Genomic DNA, 16,593 nt, shown 5'->3' with positions numbered 1-16,593 from the left:
ATTTAGATGATCAACAGCGCCGTGCTCCCCCTGGCTCACAAGGTCACCCGAGGCAATCCAACCCTGATGGGAATGGCAAGCGCCGCCAGCAGCATCTTCCGCCAGATGGCCATCAAACCGTTCACCGCCAGGATCCGGCGGCGGGAGTTCGCGCTGAGGGAACGCCTGTCGGGCTTCCACGCGGTCCGCAATCATATTTTCAAGGAGAAGGGGGCCGGCACCACGCCGACCATCGTCATCGGCGGATTCGTCCCCGACGCCACGGAGGCGGTGGAGTTCCAGCGGGAGCTCTTCCGCCGCTACGGCAGCATCTACTACCTCAACTTCGCCCGCAACGGCTTTTCCGCCGAGATGTTCTTCGCCCAGCTGGCCGATCTCATCGAACACCTGAACCGCCGCGGCGAACGGCCGATCATCTTCTCCATCAGCTTCGGCTGCTCCCTCGTCAGGCGGTTTCTCCGGGCCTGCGCCCACGACTCCCTCGCCATCGGCGGGACGGTCTTTGTGAGCCCGGTCCTCTGCACCGCCGACCTCGTCCGCCCGGAACGGGAAAAAGGGGGCGGGGTCAGGATGCTGGAGAGCAGCCTGCGGCGCATCTTCCAGGCGGAGCCGGAAAAGGCCGGCGACGTGGAACGCCAGATCGAGCGGGCCCGCCGCGGCTTCCAGGCCCTCTTCGAGACGGGGGCGGAGAACCGGACGCTGTCCCACCGTCACCTCTCCATCCGCCGGAAGATCATGGGGGTCATCCAGTCGACGCCGTATTTCGGGGGGTACCAGCGGACCCTGGCCCTCAAGGATGCCTCCTTCGACGTCGCGGCCCCCATCTTCGGCGGCCCGGCCCTGGTCATGATCGCCGAGGATGAAGAAAATACCCTCGTCCCCACCTCCCCCACCCTGACGGCGCTGCGCGACTCCACCCTCCGGGTGCGGCTCTTCCCCCGCGGGAAGGTCCGCACCGTCGCCTCCAGCGGGAACGGGGACACCGTCGCCCATGCCTCCCTCATCTTCCACCACCACTGCTACAATCCGCTCATCGAGGGGTGGTACGACAAGCTCGTCTCCGGCGTCAGACTGGCGGTGGTTTCATGATCAGATCCGGCATCGACCTGATGCTCAAGGCCGGAGCGAGCGCCATGGCGCGGAATTTCGAGTGCCGCGACCCACAGGCCATCCAGCGGGAGATCCTCTCCAGCCTCGTCGCCACGGCCGCGACCACCCGCTTCGGCCGGGAGCACGGCTTCGCGGAACTTGCCGGCGAGCCGTTCGAGCGCCTTTACGCCGAGTTCCGGCGGCGCGTCCCGATCAGGACCTACGCCGATTTCTGGCGGGACTACTTCAGCGCCGGCCTCCGGGAGGTGAACGGCGCCCGGCGCCTCATCCTGGAGGACGTCACCTGGCCGGGAAAGATCCCCTTCTTCTGCGAGACCTCGGGGACCACGGCGCCGACCAAATACATCCCCTTCTCCCGCGCCATGTTCGCCGCCAACAAGCGTGCGGCCCTTGACATGACCGCCTGCTACCTCCACCGCAATCCCCGGAGCCGGCTCTTCAAGGGGAAGCTCCTCTACATGGCGGGGAGCACCGATCTCTCCGACCTGGGCCCCGGCGTCAGGAGCGGCGACATGAGCGCCATCACGCTCCGCCACCGCCCCTTCTACCTCCGCCCCTTCGTGGCGCCGGGAATGGCGGTCTCGGCCCTCCCCTGGGAGGAAAAAGTCGTCTCCCTCGCCTCTCTCCTCCTGACCGACAGCTCCATCCGGGGGATCTCCGGCGTCCCCCCCTGGATCATCCTGCTCCTGCAGCGGGTGGAGGAGATGGGACACCGCTCCGTGGGCGAGCTCCTGCCAAACCTGGAGCTCATCATCCACGGCGGCACGAGCATGAAGCCGTACCGGCGCGAGTTCGACCTCCTCTTCGGTGAGCGGCGCCCCCACTTCCTCGAAGTCCTCCCCTCCTCCGAGGGGTTCATGGCGTTCCAGCTCCTGGACGAGGAGCGGATGCGGCTCGCCCCCTCCTACGGCATCTTCTTCGAATTCGTTCCCTTCGAGGCCCTCGACGAGCGGGGGGTGCCGGCACCGGACGCCGCGGCGGTACCGCTTGAAGAGATCGAGACGGGACAGCGCTATGCCGTGATCCTCTCCACCTGCGCCGGCCTCTGGCGCTACCACATCGGCGACACCATCCGCTTCACCGACCGCTCTCCCCTCTTCATCGAGTTCACCGGCAGGGACAAGTTCCTCGACCGCTTCGAGGAGAAGGTGACCCAGGGGGAAGTGGAGGAGGCCGTCGCCCGGCTCAACCACCGGGCCGGGGTGGAGATCCGGGAGTTCATGGTGGGCCCCGACATCGCGGGGCGGCGACACCTCTGGGTCCTCTCCGTCGGGGAGATGCACGACGAGCGGGGAGCGGAACCGGGGCGACACCTCGACGCGGCCCTGCGCTCCCTCAATGCCGACTACGCCACCTTCCGCGAGCAGGGGAGAATCGCCGAGCCGCGCGTCGTCTGCGTCGACGAGGCGTGCATCTATCACTGGTCGAAAGAGGTCCGCGGCAAGCTTGGCGGCCAGAGCAAGATCCCCCACATCGACCCGACGGTGGATGGCGAGCTGATCCAGAGCCTCGCCTCCTTTGCCGAGCGCCCGGCGGGATCGTCAATTGTTTCGCACCCGTAACGGACCGTTCAAGCGGTCGTAAGACGGCCGCGCCATACTTGCGCCATGAAAACATACAAGTGTGACCTCCACGTTCATTCGAGCCACTCCAACAAGCCGACCTACTGGGCGCTGAGGAAGTTCAACTGCCCGGAGAGCTTCACCTCCCCCCAGCATCTTTACGCCACCGCGCGGGAGATGGGGATGGACTTCGTGACCATCACCGATCACAACACCATCTCGGGAGCGCTGGAAATCGCCCACCTCCCCGGCGCCTTCATCAGCGTGGAGGTGACGGCCTACTTCCCCGAGGACAACTGCAAGGTGCACGTGGTGGTGCTCGACATCACCGAGGCGGTCTACCGCGACATCATGCAGCTGCGGAAGAATATCTACGAACTCGCCTCCTACCTTCACGCCAGCGGCATCCCCCATTTCCTCGCCCATCCGCTCTACGCCCAGAACGAAAAGCTCAGCGCCGACCACATCGAAAAGCTCCTCCTGCTCTTCACCATCTTCGAGGTGAAAAACGGCGCCCGGGCCAGGCGGTTCAACACGTTCACCGAGAATGTCATCTCCTCCCTCACCCCCCAGCGGCTGGCGCACCTGGCGGAGAAGCACGGCCTTGAGCCGATGGGTGCGGAGCCGTGGCGCAAGGGGATGGTGGGCGGTTCGGACGACCATGGCGGGCTCTTCATCGCCCGGGCCCATACGGCCGCCTCCCGCGGCGAGACGCTGACCGAATTCATGACCGAGGTGCTCGACCGCCGCTCGTGGGCCGAAGGGGAGGACGGGGATGCCCTGACCCTCGCCCACAGCATCTACGGCATCGGCTACAGCTTTTACCGCGAGCGCCTTAAAGGGGGCTCTAACCGCGCGACACCCTTCGTCAACGCCCTCCTGAAGAAATTTTTCGACAGCGGCGCCGAGCCGCTCTCCCTCATGGAAAAGATCCGGTTCTTCGTCCGGAAGAACCTCCCCGAGGTCTACGAGAGCCGGGAGGGAGGGAGCTTCGAGCAGCTCCTGGACCGGGAAGCGCGGCGGCTGATGAACGACACCGGCTTTCTGCAGAAGATCGACAGCGAGACCCGGAACCGGAAGATCTTCACCATCACGAGCTACCTCGCCAACCGGATGATCTACCTCTACACCGAACGGCTGACGCGGCTCTCGCTGAAGGGTGGGATCTTCGACCTGTTCCAGTCCTGCAGCACCATCGGCCTGGTGCATCTCCTCATCTCCCCCTACTATGTCTCGTTCCATCACCAGCACCGCGGCAAGGGGCTCATGAAGGAGCTGGACGACCGGTTCATGCTCCTCGGCAAGGTGGAGCGGAAGGAAAAGATCGCCCTTTTCACCGACACCCTCCACGAGATCAACGGCGTCGCCATCACCATCAGGCGGCTCATCGAGACCGCCCGCAGCCGCGGCATCGAGCTGACGGTCATCACCTCGTCCCCCGCCGAGACCGGCTATGCCGACGGCGTGATGAACTTCAAATCCATCGGCGATTTCGTCCTCCCCGAGTACCCGGAGATCAAGCTCCACTTCCCGCCGATCCTCGACGTCATCGACTACTTCGAGCGGGAGGGATTCACCAGCATCCACGTCAGCACCCCGGGGACCGTCGGCCTCCTGGCCCTGCTGGCAGCCAAGTTGATGGACATCCCCATCGCCGGCACCTACCATACCGACATCCCCCAGTACGTGAAGAGCCTGACCAACGACGAGATGCTGGAGAAGGCCGCCTGGAGCTACATGGTATGGTTCTACGGCCAGATGGGTGAAATCATGGTCCCCTCCGCCAGCACCCGGACGCAGCTGATCGAGCAGGGAATCCCCGCGGAGAAGACCCGCCCGCTGCCGCGGTGGGTCGACACCGCCGCCTTTTCACCCTCCCGGAGAAATCCCCGCTACTGGGACCACTACGGCCTCGGTGACGGGGTGAAGTTTCTCTATGTCGGCCGGGTCTCCCGCGAGAAGAATCTGGAACTCCTGGCCGAGGCGTTTATCGCCGTCTGCGAGGGGGGGCACGACGCCCGGCTGGTGATCGTCGGCGACGGCCCCTACAAGCGGGAGATGGAGGAACGGCTGGCGGGGTACCCGGCCCTCTTCACCGGCTACCTGGCGGGGGAGGAGTTGCAGGAGTGCTACGCCTCGGCCGATGTCTTCGTCTTCCCGAGCACCACCGACACCTTCGGCAACGTCGTCCTGGAGGCCCAGGCTTCCGGGCTTCCGGTCATCGTCTCCGACGAGGGGGGGCCGAAGGAGTTGATGGTTGACGGCGAGACCGGCCTCGTCATCGAGCACATCGGCCGGGAGGGGCTCGTGAACGCCCTCCTCTGCTTCCTGCGCAATCCCCGCAGCATCGGGGCGATGGGGGAACATGCCCGTGCTTTCACCGAAGCGGGGGCCCTCGCCACCGGTGACGCCTACAGCACCATCCTGCGGCAGCACCACCGCACCGTCAACGGCTGAGGCTGCACCGCCGGTTCAGGCTGCGCCCCTTCCGTTTTCACCCAGTCGCACACTGCCGCCCTTCCCTGCCATGATCCGTCTTCGCCTCGTCCTCTTCGTCATCTTCATTCTCAGCGCCTGGGGCAGCGCCGCCGCCTCAGCTCCCCCCGCGGCATCGCTCAGCATCATCGCCCCCGCACCCCTCCTGGCCGATCCCGTTGCCCGCAGCGCCGTCGACGACTCGCTCGCCCTGCTGAAGCAGGCATTTCCCGCCGCCCGGGTCTCCCTCAACGACCGCACCGCCCGGGTCGCGCTGGTTCTCACGGCACCGGCGGCCCGCGGAGGCGGCTCCGTGGCTGACGACGCCTATGCGTGGCGCTCGGAGCGCACCGGCGGCAGGATCGTGCTGCGGGAAGAGAGCCGTTCGTCCCGCGGGACGGCGGCCGCCCTCTACGGGCTTCTCCAGGAACGGCTCGGCTTCAGGTTCTACCATCCGGCCCGGACCATCGTCCCGCACCACCGGCACTGGCCCCTGCCGGACCGTTTCACCTGGGAGGCCGCCCCGCGCTTCGCAACGAGGGGATTCCACCTCCACACCCTCCACCCCATCGAGCTCACCGAGCAGCTCCACGACCCGACGCGCCCCGGCGCCCTGGCCGACGTCCAGGGATACATCGACTGGCTCGCCCGCAACGGGCAGAACACCATGCAGTTCTACCTCCTGCGGGATGTGGACCGGAGACGCTGGCCTCCCCACGCCCGGGCCATCGTGGAGTATGCCCACCGGCGCGGCGTCGCCGTGGGGGTGGAGTTCTCCCTCTGCATGCTCCAGCAGCAGGCGTTCCAGCTCTTCAAGCCGCTGCGCCCCGTCCCCTACCGCCGGCAGGTGGACCGGACCCTTGCCTGGCTCTTCCAGGTGCCGTGGGATTTCGTCTCCGTGGAGCTCGCCATGGGTGAGTATCTCCCCGACCTCGGCGGGGTCCTCACTGGCCTCAAGGGCTACCTCGTGCAGGAGATAACGGGGCGCTACCGGACACGGGTCATGGAAGTCACCCACGTCATCCGGAGCAGGGAGGAACGGGCGGACGAATCCGCCGGCGCCACCCCACCCCCGACCGAACCGGAGAAGAAGAACTGCGGCGTCCTGATCCACACCGTCATGTGCTATTCCGCCACCGAACCGAAGGCACCGGTCTACGGCAACGTCAACCAGCGCTTCATGATGGAGCGGGCCCGGCGGGAGAGCCTCCGACGGGAGACCTGGTACTGGCCCGAGTCGGCCTACTGGGTCGCCTTCGACAACTCGGTCCCCCTCTTCCTCCTTCCCTACCTGGAGGCCCGCTGGTCGGACATGGAGAGCATGGAAAAGGCCGGGGTCCCCGGCCATCTCACCTTCACTTCAGGGTGGGAATGGGGGTACTGGCTGACGGACTGGAGCATCGCCCGCTGGTCCTGGCGCTTCCGCGCCAATGGCAGCCCCGTCCCCACCACCCCCCTCAGCGTCCTGGGCGACCTCGCCCCCACCCCGCGGCTCCGGACCCTCTGGCAGGAGGCACTCCAGGTGCAGACCCGCTACCTGAAAGAGCACGAACTCCTCCGGTACCTGGCGGCCCTGGCTCCCTTCTCCGAGCTTCCGCCCCCCTTCAACGAGCCGTTCCAGCCCGAGCCCCCCTTCCGGTATGGGTGGCTCATCAGTGGCGCCTCCGACCGGGAGGCGGATGCGGTCCTGAAGGGGCCGGTTGCCCTCCTGGAGGAGTATGCCTCCGTCGTGGAGGACCTGGTGACGCGGATCGAGCGGGAAATGGCGCGGGAACGGGAACGAAACGAAGGGGGTGAGGAGGAACGGGGACTCTGTGGTGAACTGGTCCGCGGGATGCGGGTCACGGCCCTGCGCGCCCGGCACCGCGCCCTCACCATCAGGGGGCTTGTGGCGCAGCGCGCGGCGCCGCACTGGTGGCAGCCCGCGGGCTCCGCAGCGAAGGAGTGCCTGGCCCGGGCCGCCGCCCTCCGGGAGGAGGGACTGACCCTGGTGCGGGAACAGGAGGCAGGGTACCGCTACCCCCTCCCCCTCATCGCCCGCCGGCGGCCGGACCATACCGCCTACGACTTCGGCTATCTCTACCCGGCTAGCGATCTCTTCTTCTGGCGGCGCGAGGAAGAACAGGTGCGGCAGCGGCGGTTCGACGCCCTGTTCATGAAGCTGTGGAACTTCAGGAAGACCCTCGGCCTGGAGAGCCTTCTCTTCTGAGGACGGACGGTGCGGACGAGGCACCGCCCCCCGCTACGCCGCCCGGTTTCCGCTCACCTTGAACCATGCGGCCATGCTGGAGAGTTCGTCCGCAATCCGCTGCAGTTCGGAGGAGGAGCGCATGATCTCGTCGGTTTCGGCCTCGGTCCGGCGCGTGATGTCGGCGATGCTCTCGACGCTGGCGGCCACCTGCTGGGCGGTGGCCGATTGCTCCTCGGAGGCGGTGGCGATCCGCCCGACCATGTCGGTCCCCCGGTTGGAAGCCTCCACGATCGCCTCCAGGGCCTGCCGCGCCTCCCCCGCCTTGCGCACCCCCTCCACAACCCGGGCATTGCCGGTCTCCATGGCGCTCACCGAGTGGGTGATCCCTTCCTGAATGTCCCGGACCATGCCGGCGATCTCGGCGGTCGCCTCCGTGGTGTGATGGGCGAGCTTGCGCACCTCGTCGGCCACCACGGCAAATCCGAGCCCCACCTCGCCCGCCCGGGCCGCCTCGATGGCGGCGTTGAGGGCCAGGAGGTTGGTCTGGTCGGCGATCTCCTCGATGGTCCGGACGATGTCCCCGATCTTCTCCGAGCGGATGCCGAGCCGGTTGATGAGGGTCGCCGTCTCCCGCACCGATACGGCGATGAGCTCCATGCCGGCCAGGGTTTCGGTGACCACCTCGTTCCCCCGGGTGGCGGTGGAGAGTGCATCCCGGGAGGCCTCGGCCGCCGCCAGGGCGTTGCCGGCCACTTCCGTGATGGTCTGGGTCATCTCCGTCATGGCGGAGGCCGACTGGGCCGTCTGCAGCGCTTGGCCCCGCGCCCCTTCCGAGAGTTCCCCGGCGGTGCCAGAGAGGTGCCGGGAATGGTCGGCCAGGTAGCGGATCGCCTCGGAGAGCTTGCCGGTTATCTCCGAAATCCGTGACGAGGCCTGATTGAACGGTACCGCCAGTGCGCCGAACTCGTCCCGGCGCGTCTCGTCCATCCGCCGCGAGAAGTCGCCGCTGCCGAAGCACTGGGCGATATCCCCCAGCTCCCTGATCGGTCGGGTGATGCTGCGGCCGACCACGGTGCTGAAGAAGATCGTAAAGACGAGGACGGCCCCGCCGACGGCGGCGAGGGTGGTGATGCTCAGGCGTACGATCCGGTTGACTCCCCGCGCCGAATCCTCCTGCTCCTTGTGGGCGGTCATGATTTCCGCCCGCCCCTTTTCCGCATAGCGCTGCACCATCACCCGCATCTCTTCGTTCATCCTCGCGGCGTCACGCTTGAGGGCGAGCTCTCCGCGGACGCGGGCGATGATCCCTTCCCCGCCGCTCAGCAGCCCGCGCATATCCCGCAGGGAACCCTCCGCCGTCTTCAGGAGCTTCAGCTCTGCCGTGGCCCGCGCCGAGGCCAGGGCCTTTTCCAGCCCCCGCTGGCTGGCGTCGATCCGGGAGAAAAGCCGGTTCATCTCCGCCTCCAGACGAGCGATCTCCTCGGGGGTGTCGGCGATGAAGAGGCGGGTGGCGATGCCGTCCAGCGTCAGGCCGGCGGCGACAAGGGTGGCGTTTTCGGCCAGAATCCCGGCCGAGACATTGGATTGCTGGAAGGCTGTCTCCTGGGCGCGGCCGGCGGCAGAGGAGTCGTGGCTTGCCCGCTCCACCGCCACGTCGAAGGAGGCGATGAGGGAACCGATGCTCTGCTCCTTCGTCTCGGCAATGAGCTCGTCGAGCTTCTGCCGGCCCCCGTCATCGGGCTGCTTCAGCAACTGGCCATGGAGGGCGAGGATGTCGGCAATCTTCTGCCTGATGGCCTTGCCGCCGGCGGTGAATTCCTTCGATTCGCGGACGGTGGGGTTTTCCAGGAAGTTGTCGACGATGCCGTTGAGCCTGCTCTTGAGGACAACCACCTGTTTCCGCTCCCTGGCGGCCGGGAGTGTCGCCAGGAGCAGCTGGAGCTGATCGAGGGAGGCACGGAGCGTCTCAAGGTTGACCCGCTGGGCAGTGGCCCCTTTGGAGGCACCGAAGGACTTCGCGAAGCTCCGGGCATTGGTCGCCTGGAGCGCCGTGATGCGGCCGTCGAGCTCACGCAGCGTGGCCGCCATCCTCTGGCTCCGCTCCGTAATGGTCCGGTGAGCGGCCGCCACATCCCCCTCCGCCTTCAGCCGCTTCTCGGTCACTGCCGTCAGCTGTCCGGCGGTGCGCGACAGCTCGTCGTGGATGTCGCTTCGCTGCCCCGAGAGACCCTCAAGGGCGTCCTGGGACTTCTTCACCTCGCCGAGGGCCTCGCCCAGCGCTCCTTTTGCCTGGGAGAATTCCTGGGTATTGGCGGCCACGCTCAGCTTCACCAGCGCGGCGACGGCCTCCTGGATCTTCTGCTGCAGCTCGGTGGTCCGGACCTGGAACGGGGTGCTCGTCTGGATGAGATAGGAAAGTTTGCCTTTAACGAGGCCGAGGCTGACGATGCCGGTCCCCGCCAGGAGGCAGACGACGCTGGCGACGATAAGGGCGTTCAGGCGGAGTTTGGTGGTTATGGTCATGGGTCAGAGTGCTCCTTCAGGAAAACGACTGAGAGCCCGGAGGGGTCCCCGGGCTCAGGTTAATGCGGTTGCTGACGACAGCTACTTGAGAAATTTCTGTCCCTCGCCGCCGATGAACGTCAGCAGTCGGGCAACGCCCGGCTTCGGCTCACCCTTGGTGATGATAAGGAGCTGCCGGGCGATCTTCGGAGTCTCCACCACCTTGACCGTATCGTTGATGAACGCCTCGCCGATGGCCGATATTGCCTCCTTCATGGTCGCCACTTCCTTGAGTTCCGCCACGTCGGTTGCGGTTTCAACGGCGTCGGCCGAGTACGGCTGGCCGTCCATGACGAGATTCATGAACGCGGAACGGTTCCCGGACCCTTTGTGGGAGGTCACCACCACAACGTCGGCATTGGCTCCCCCTACCTCCTTCCAGTTCTTGATCGCACCGGTATGAAGCCCCTTCACCTCCTCGCGGGTCAGCTTCGAGACGGGATTTGCCTTGTTGACGAAGACCTTGATCTCGTCCTCTGCCACGACGTTCGCCTTGACATCGGGAGCGGCCAGCCCCGGCACCCCCTGCTGGAGCTCCTTCAGGCTTTCGGAGGCCATGCTCGCGTCGCACGTCCCGGCAAGGAGATCCTTTGCCCCGTTCCCCGAACCGTTGGGGTTGACGGCAAGGTCGATCCCGGTGGCCTGACGGAACGGCTCCTGGATCTTCGAGATCACCTTCTTGGTGACGGTCGACGATCCGCAGAGTTTGATCGTCTCGGCACCGGCTGATGCCGTAATCGCCAGCGAACAGATTGTCAGAAGTACAAACGTTTTCCTCATGTAGCCCTCCTTTTATTGATCACTCTGATTCTATGTATCGGAGGGACTGAACATTTCTTGAGCAGGCTTTATTATGTTTACCAAATCGTAACAGAGCCAACAGTTAATTAATTTTAAGTATACAATTCATAAATTTCTATACTGTCTAATATTGGCAATATCATTTATTTCAGACTAAGTATATATGAGATTAAAATATCAATAAAATTTGATACAGATATATATTAACTAAACAAAATAACATAATACCAAACTAACATAAACTTGCTCTGCTATGGCAGTACCAACCAACAACCAAAGATAACAATGACTATCCCGCAGCATAGCTTCCGGGTGTCAGTTCTCACCAGGATAGCCGGAGAGTTTCGTCATCCGCAGCGAATAGCTCCCCCCCTGTCCGCTCCCCTCCTGGCGGGCGATGACGACTCCCGCCTCGTCTCCCCTGATCCACCGGCGCCCTTTCTTGTGGGGATCGTCGAAGTCGATGACCTTGCAGGCGATCCGCGCGCCGTTGATGGTCACCACCTCGTCCTTCACGTACCGGTAGTGCCGCACCACCACCTCGAGCCGCTCCAGGTCCAGGAGCCGGAGCGACAGCCGCTCCCCGGGCGTTTTCATGGCGGTTTCCGGGCACTCCATGGTTGTGTGGTCGTAGGCGTGGCGGTCGATGGCGATGCGGCGCCGCGTGCCGTTCTCGTTCACGTCGAACTGGAACTGGCCGCTTTCGAGCCGCCCCTCCACTTCGGCCCGGGACTCCTTCTCCCGGGTGGTGCGCCGGTAGCGGAATGCCCCCTCGCTCCCCACGAGCGCCTCCTCCTTCGTATCGAGGGCATAGGAGTAGAAGACGAAATTGGCGTTCACCTTGGTGGTGGAAGAAAACTTCACCACCTTTTTCCCCCCGTTCGGGACGGGGGTGCAGACCGTCTTCAACTCTCCCACCCGAAAGCCCCGGGAAAAGATGGAGTAGAGCGATTCCCGGGATTCGGACTCGGCACCGCCGGCGGCGACGGCAGCAAAGAGCAGGCCGGAGAGGAAAACGGCACCGGCACCGAGACGTCTGGCCGGGAGTATTCTTCGGAGCATCGTGACACCTCATCGTTACATGAAAATCGTGCGCGTCTGCCGCCATGATGGCGGCGAAACCACACCATTGTCAACGCCACCCGGGTAACAATTGTGTGACAATTCCCTGTGCCGTTCTTGTCGAATGTTTAACACCGTCGCCACATCCGCTCAACAATGTCTCCGTACGATGATTCAACTCATGAGAGCGGCGCCCGACAGCAGGGGGCACGAGAAACGGAGAGGCCGTTGTCCACGCAGCACGCATTCACCCTGGAAGAAGGCGGGACCGCACCGGAAGCACCGGCGAACGGCTTCCACTCCATCCGGCAGGCGCTGGAGCTGGCCGGCGTCTCATTCGCGTCCCCCCGGCAGATGGCGGCATCGCTCCCCTTCACCGCCGGCGACACGACCGCCGGTTCCGAAACGGAGCTCCAGGCGGTGGTGATGGGGGCGAAGGAGGCGGTGGACCTGCCGCAGATCATCGAGCGGTCGAACTACTTCGCCAACATCATGAAGCGGGCCGCTGCCGGTGAGGCGCCACGGCGGCTCGTGAGCGATCTGGAGCGGTTCCTGAACGACAATCCCTCCCGGGTCTGGGAGAACAGCTGGGTCCGCTTCCCGCGCCGGCTCCTCTCCCCCTTCGCCGCGCATCTCTTCGCAGCCGATCTCCGAGCCGACAAGGGGAATCCGGCGGCGGGCCTCCGCAGCGACGCGGAGCGCTTCTCCATAACCGTCGCCGAGGGGGAGGAGCACCTCCGCCTCCCGATCAGCTACCTCATAAAGCTCTCCCTGGCCGACCATATCGGCACCCAGGGGATTCTCCCCCCCGTCATCCGGCGGACTGGCATCCGGCTCCTAGGCCACTACCTGAACGACAACACCTCGCCGGAGACCTTTTCGTTCAACGTCGTCCCCCTCTCCCCCCAAACCGGCATGGGACGGGGAATCGCCCGGGAAACGGCCGTCCGCTTCCTCCTGACCCAGCTCCTCGTCAGCTACGCCAACGGGCAGTTCGGCTTGGAGCGGAGCGGCCAGCAGGCAATGATCTACTTCGCCCCCCATCCGCCGGTCCGCCAGAAGGAGCTGAACGACCTCGTTCCCGACGCCTTCTACCGCGAGCTCTTCATGAGCCCCTGCCTCTCCGGCTGGGACCGGGGCGAGGAAAAATACCGCTACATGCAGCTCTGCCACCAGGTCCTCTCCCGCAGCCAGCTGAACGCCGTGGCCAAGCTCCGGGAGGCGGGGATCATCTGCAACAACCTGGTGGTCCTCCCCAACGTCTCCAGTGTGAGCCTCGCCAACAACGGCACCCACGTCAGCCTCGGCAGCCGGCTCCTCACGGGGGCCCTCGGCAATCCCGCGTCGGGCTTCACCCCCCGGCACGAGAAGTATCTCGGAGATCTGGCCACCAAGGTCATCGAGCACTTCCTGCCGCTCTTCGTCGGCACCTACAGCGCTGCCCCCTACCGGCTCGCCTATACCGATTTCCACCCCGAACGGGCGTTGGGTTTCCTCCCCCACGAGCTCGACTACACCCATCTCCGGATGCTCTGGCGCCGGTGGCGGAAGAAGGCGCGGCTGTCGTTCTTCGGCACCCCCATCACCCCCTTCGGCCCCCAGTGGCTCGACCGGATGGCGAGCGGCATCTTCGGCCTAAAGGGGGATTGCGTCCCCGATTACCGTCTGGTCGATTACCTGGTCTGCATCCTCTCCACCGTCCGCAGCCCCGCGCTGGACGGCACTCCGGGCAATGCCGACCGCCTCCGGAAAGATCTGGCGGACATGGGGGTGTTCGACGAGCAGATGTCGGTCTATCTCCTCTACAAGCAGCGCGAGTTCGCCAAAATGGGATTTTCCGGCTTCGAGGGGAGGTATTACAGCCAGTTCGAAAGCATTGCCGAGGACATGGGGCGTGGCGTGGATATCCAGACGCTGGTGACCGCCCTGGCGTTCAAATATATGGCCACCGGCATGGTCTCCCACGCCGACATCCCCGACGACCCCTCCGTGGAGAGCGAGCGCCGCCAGATCTTCTTCGGTGCTGCCGTCGGCATTCCGACCTTCTACGTGCACCGCACCAGCGGCAACGCCTTCCTGCGCCGGCTCCTCGAACGGACCCGCGGCATCCGCGCCAGTCGCCGCTACCCCGGCTATCTGCGGGTAACGCTTCACGAATACCGTCGGGCACTGCTGCGGGTCCTCGCCGAAGACGGCGCCGATCTCGTCGAGATGATGGGGCTCGGCGAAACGCTCCGTGACCTTAGTGCACGACTGGATGACCCGGACCGGTACAGCGCCGCGGGCCGGCTGACCCGCGGAATCCTCGCCGAGGTGAACGCCTCCTCCCCCCTGGCGGTCAATGCCCGGGAGTTCAACGAAGGGGCGGAGCGCTACTACCGGGAGACCCTCCGTCGGCGGCATCTGGCCGAGGCGCTCCGATTTCTCGAAGAAGATTTCGCGCAGATCGACCGCGAACCTTCCGGGGAGGACGAGGCGTTTCGCAAGGCTCTCCGCTTTGTCCTCCAGGGAGAGCAGGCCACGGCATACCTCTCGCGAATCAGGGAGGAACTGCTGCGGGGCGAGGCGCCGCTTCCCGAACTGCGCCGGCTCATCAACCTCGTTCTCCTCACCGTCCACCGCGACGGGGGAGATGCCAATTCATAATAAGGACAGATCCATGCACCTCTCACTGCAGCACCAGTACATCGACCGGGAGAGCGGGGAAGTCCGGACGGAGCAGCTGATCGGCGACCGGATGGTGAGGCTGCTCTACACCGGAGCCCGGGAAAACGCACCGATCTTCTTCCGGCTCGCCACTAGCAGCTGGTCGACGGCTCTCCTCGGCTACCTCAATTTCGACTTTCCCCTCCGCTCGGCAGGGAACTTCATGGCACAGTGCGGCATCGACCCGACGGAATGCCTCGTCCCCCCCGACCGGCTCGACACCCCCCGCAAGGTATTCGAACGCCAGATCCGCTACTGGGAATGCCGCCCCCTTCCGGAGGGGCCCGGCACCATCGTCTGCCCGGCGGATGCCCGGGTGCTCGTCGGCTCCTTCGCGGAGACATCGAGCCTCTTCCTGAAGGAAAAGTTCTTCTCCTTCGAGGAGCTCCTCGGCGGCCGGCGGGAATGGCTCCGCGCCTTCACCGGCGGGGACTTCGCCATCTTCCGCCTCACCCCCGACAAATACCATTACAACCATCTCCCCGTCTCCGGGCGGGTCGTCGACTGCTACGAAGTCGACGGGACCTACCACTCCTGCAACCCGACGGCGGTGGTGACGGTCGCCACCCCCTATTCGAAGAACAAGCGGGTAGTGACCGTCATCGACACCGATGTCCCCCGCGGCAGCTGCGTCGGCCTCGTGGCGATGGTGGAAGTGGTGGCGCTCATGATCGGCGAGATCGCCCCCTGCTACAGCGCCCACCGCTACGATGCGCCCCAGCCGCCGGAACCGGGGATGTTCGTGGAGAAGGGGCAGCCCAAAAGCCTCTTCCGCCCGGGGAGCAGCACCGACGTCCTGCTTTTCCAGAAAGGACGGGTGCGGTTCGCCGATGATCTGCTCCGCAACCTGGAGCACCCCACCGCCACAAGCCGCTTCACCCGCGGGTTCGAGCGCCCCCTGGTGGAAACCGACGTCACGGTCCGCTCCCTTCTTGCCCACGCCATAGCCGGTTAAGGGTGCGCGGCCCCGCCGGCACCCCGGAGATCACCCATGACCACGCTCTCTTTCATCTCGATAGTCGCCCTGGCAATCATCCTTTACTTCTGGTGGGGTTTCACCGTACTCCCCGACGAGCAGTGGCAGATCCTGGCGACGGTTCCCGTGGCGAAGGCGGCGCCGGAGTCGTGGCGCGGCGTCAACCTCACCTGGTACGGCCTCCTCACCGCCAACGCCTACGCGGCCGCCGTGGCGATATTCTTCATCCTGCTGGGGGCTATCAGGGTCACGCCGACGGGGGTGGCCATCCTGGCAGTCGCCCTCCTCCTTGTCTGCGTCCCCGCCTCGCGGCTCGTGGCGCGGATTGTGGAGAAGAAATCCCATACCTTCACGGTGGGCGGCGCGGTCTTTGTCGGCATCGTCATCGCCCCCTGGCTCATCCCGCTGGTGAACCGCACCGCGGGGGTGGCGCTCGGCTTCTACCTCCCCCCCCTGGCGACCCTCGCTGCCATTGCCATCGCGTACTCGTTCGGCGAGGGGCTCGGCCGCATGGCCTGCATCAGCTTCGGCTGCTGCTACGGCAAGCCGCTGCAGGACGCCCCGTCGCTCCTGCGCCGGATCTTTGCCGGAAGCTGCTTCATTTTTTCGGGGGGGACAAAGAAGATCGCCTATGCCCATGGGCTGGAGGGAGTCCGGGTGCTGCCGGTCCAGGCGATAACCGCGGTCCTCTACGCGGCCTGCGGGCTCTTCGCGACGGTTCTCTTTCTGGAAGGGAAAACCGCCATTGCCTTTATCACGGCAACGGCGGTGACCCAGGCCTGGCGGTTCCTCTCCGAGACCCTCCGGGCGGACTACCGGGGAGAGGGGCGCATTTCGCCGTACCAGATCATGGGGGTCCTGGGAATTTTGTACGCCGGGGTGGGAGCATTTCTGCTGAGGGGCGAATCCGCGCGGGGTGCCGACCTGACGGCGGCTCTCTCGGCGCTCTGGGATCCCGCCATGATTCTCTTCCTTCAGGCGCTCTGGCTGGCGATCTTCTGCTACACCGGCCGAAGCACCGTGACCGGTGCGACCCTCACCTTCCACGTCCACCGGGAACGGGTATGACCGCGGCAGAGAACGGCCCGACCTCATCCCTCATTGTTACAGTTATGCAACATTTGCCCGGCACGGTCGGCCGATTCCGG

General features: G+C 65.3%; 10 protein-coding genes. 7 read left to right on the top strand and 3 right to left on the bottom strand.

Annotation, left to right across the window (positions count from 1 at the left end; all coding sequences use genetic code 11):
- Positions 1-6 precede the first annotated feature (6 nt).
- The 4 genes from GPICK_RS06920 to GPICK_RS06905 all read left to right on the top strand — a co-directional run bounded on the left by GPICK_RS06920 (position 7) and on the right by GPICK_RS06905 (position 7,356).
- The gene (locus tag GPICK_RS06920) at positions 7-1,089 is read left to right on the top strand and encodes a hypothetical protein (RefSeq protein WP_039741642.1); all 1,083 of its coding nucleotides are present in this window, start codon (positions 7-9) and stop codon (positions 1,087-1,089) included.
- Complete coding sequence (locus GPICK_RS06915; RefSeq protein ID WP_039741639.1) at positions 1,086-2,672, top strand: GH3 family domain-containing protein; 1,587 nt, start codon at positions 1,086-1,088, stop codon at positions 2,670-2,672. The genes GPICK_RS06920 and GPICK_RS06915 overlap by 4 nt, the downstream gene beginning before the upstream one ends.
- Before the next feature lie 45 nt (positions 2,673-2,717).
- The gene (locus GPICK_RS06910; protein WP_039741638.1) at positions 2,718-5,129 is read left to right on the top strand and encodes a glycosyltransferase; all 2,412 of its coding nucleotides are present in this window, start codon (positions 2,718-2,720) and stop codon (positions 5,127-5,129) included.
- 70 nt (positions 5,130-5,199) lie between these two features.
- The gene (locus GPICK_RS06905; RefSeq protein WP_039741635.1) at positions 5,200-7,356 is read left to right on the top strand and encodes a hypothetical protein; all 2,157 of its coding nucleotides are present in this window, start codon (positions 5,200-5,202) and stop codon (positions 7,354-7,356) included.
- Positions 7,357-7,389: 33 nt separating this feature from the next.
- Here the strand turns inward: GPICK_RS06905 and GPICK_RS16625 are convergent, their stop codons facing one another.
- The 3 genes from GPICK_RS16625 to GPICK_RS06890 all read right to left on the bottom strand — a co-directional run bounded on the left by GPICK_RS16625 (position 7,390) and on the right by GPICK_RS06890 (position 11,763).
- Positions 7,390-9,861, bottom strand: coding sequence for a methyl-accepting chemotaxis protein (locus GPICK_RS16625; protein ID WP_052263335.1), 2,472 nt, complete (start codon positions 9,859-9,861; stop codon positions 7,390-7,392).
- Positions 9,862-9,942: 81 nt separating this feature from the next.
- Positions 9,943-10,680, bottom strand: a complete 738-nt coding sequence (locus GPICK_RS06895) for a substrate-binding domain-containing protein (protein ID WP_039741633.1) — start codon at positions 10,678-10,680, stop codon at positions 9,943-9,945.
- A 336-nt stretch (positions 10,681-11,016) separates the two neighbouring features.
- Complete coding sequence (locus GPICK_RS06890; RefSeq protein WP_052263334.1) at positions 11,017-11,763, bottom strand: hypothetical protein; 747 nt, start codon at positions 11,761-11,763, stop codon at positions 11,017-11,019.
- Positions 11,764-11,991: 228 nt separating this feature from the next.
- On the opposite strand from GPICK_RS06890, the gene GPICK_RS06885 reads away from it, so the two are divergent.
- The 3 genes from GPICK_RS06885 to GPICK_RS06875 are packed head-to-tail and all read left to right on the top strand — an operon-like array spanning position 11,992 to position 16,513.
- Positions 11,992-14,409 carry a hypothetical protein gene (locus GPICK_RS06885; RefSeq protein WP_052263333.1) on the top strand — a complete coding sequence of 806 codons (2,418 nt, stop codon included), beginning with the start codon at positions 11,992-11,994 and terminating at the stop codon, positions 14,407-14,409.
- A gap of 13 nt (positions 14,410-14,422) precedes the next feature.
- On the top strand, positions 14,423-15,424 hold the full coding sequence (locus tag GPICK_RS06880) for a phosphatidylserine decarboxylase (protein WP_039741630.1): 1,002 nt from the start codon (positions 14,423-14,425) through the stop codon (positions 15,422-15,424).
- A 36-nt stretch (positions 15,425-15,460) separates the two neighbouring features.
- Positions 15,461-16,513, top strand: a complete 1,053-nt coding sequence (locus tag GPICK_RS06875) for a prolipoprotein diacylglyceryl transferase family protein (protein ID WP_039741627.1) — start codon at positions 15,461-15,463, stop codon at positions 16,511-16,513.
- Positions 16,514-16,593: the final 80 nt, after the last annotated feature.

This window comes from Geobacter pickeringii, from assembly GCF_000817955.1.
GTDB classification, from domain to species: Bacteria; Desulfobacterota; Desulfuromonadia; order Geobacterales; family Geobacteraceae; genus Geobacter; species Geobacter pickeringii.
The sequence above is the reverse complement of the archived record's forward strand: the minus strand, read 5'-3'. Positions and strand labels throughout refer to the sequence as shown.

Bases quoted from the DNA above. Each gene is read 5' to 3' on its own strand.
- GPICK_RS06875 (WP_039741627.1), top strand. From the start codon at position 15,461: ATGACCACGCTCTCTTTCATCTCGATAGTCGCCCTGGCAATCATCCTT.
- GPICK_RS06905 (WP_039741635.1), top strand. From the start codon at position 5,200: ATGATCCGTCTTCGCCTCGTCCTCTTCGTCATCTTCATTCTCAGCGCC.
- GPICK_RS06915 (WP_039741639.1), top strand. From the start codon at position 1,086: ATGATCAGATCCGGCATCGACCTGATGCTCAAGGCCGGAGCGAGCGCC.
- GPICK_RS06895 (WP_039741633.1), bottom strand. From the start codon at position 10,680: ATGAGGAAAACGTTTGTACTTCTGACAATCTGTTCGCTGGCGATTACG.
- GPICK_RS06920 (WP_039741642.1), top strand. From the start codon at position 7: ATGATCAACAGCGCCGTGCTCCCCCTGGCTCACAAGGTCACCCGAGGC.
- GPICK_RS06890 (WP_052263334.1), bottom strand. From the start codon at position 11,763: ATGCTCCGAAGAATACTCCCGGCCAGACGTCTCGGTGCCGGTGCCGTT.
- GPICK_RS06910 (WP_039741638.1), top strand. From the start codon at position 2,718: ATGAAAACATACAAGTGTGACCTCCACGTTCATTCGAGCCACTCCAAC.
- GPICK_RS16625 (WP_052263335.1), bottom strand. From the start codon at position 9,861: ATGACCATAACCACCAAACTCCGCCTGAACGCCCTTATCGTCGCCAGC.
- GPICK_RS06880 (WP_039741630.1), top strand. From the start codon at position 14,423: ATGCACCTCTCACTGCAGCACCAGTACATCGACCGGGAGAGCGGGGAA.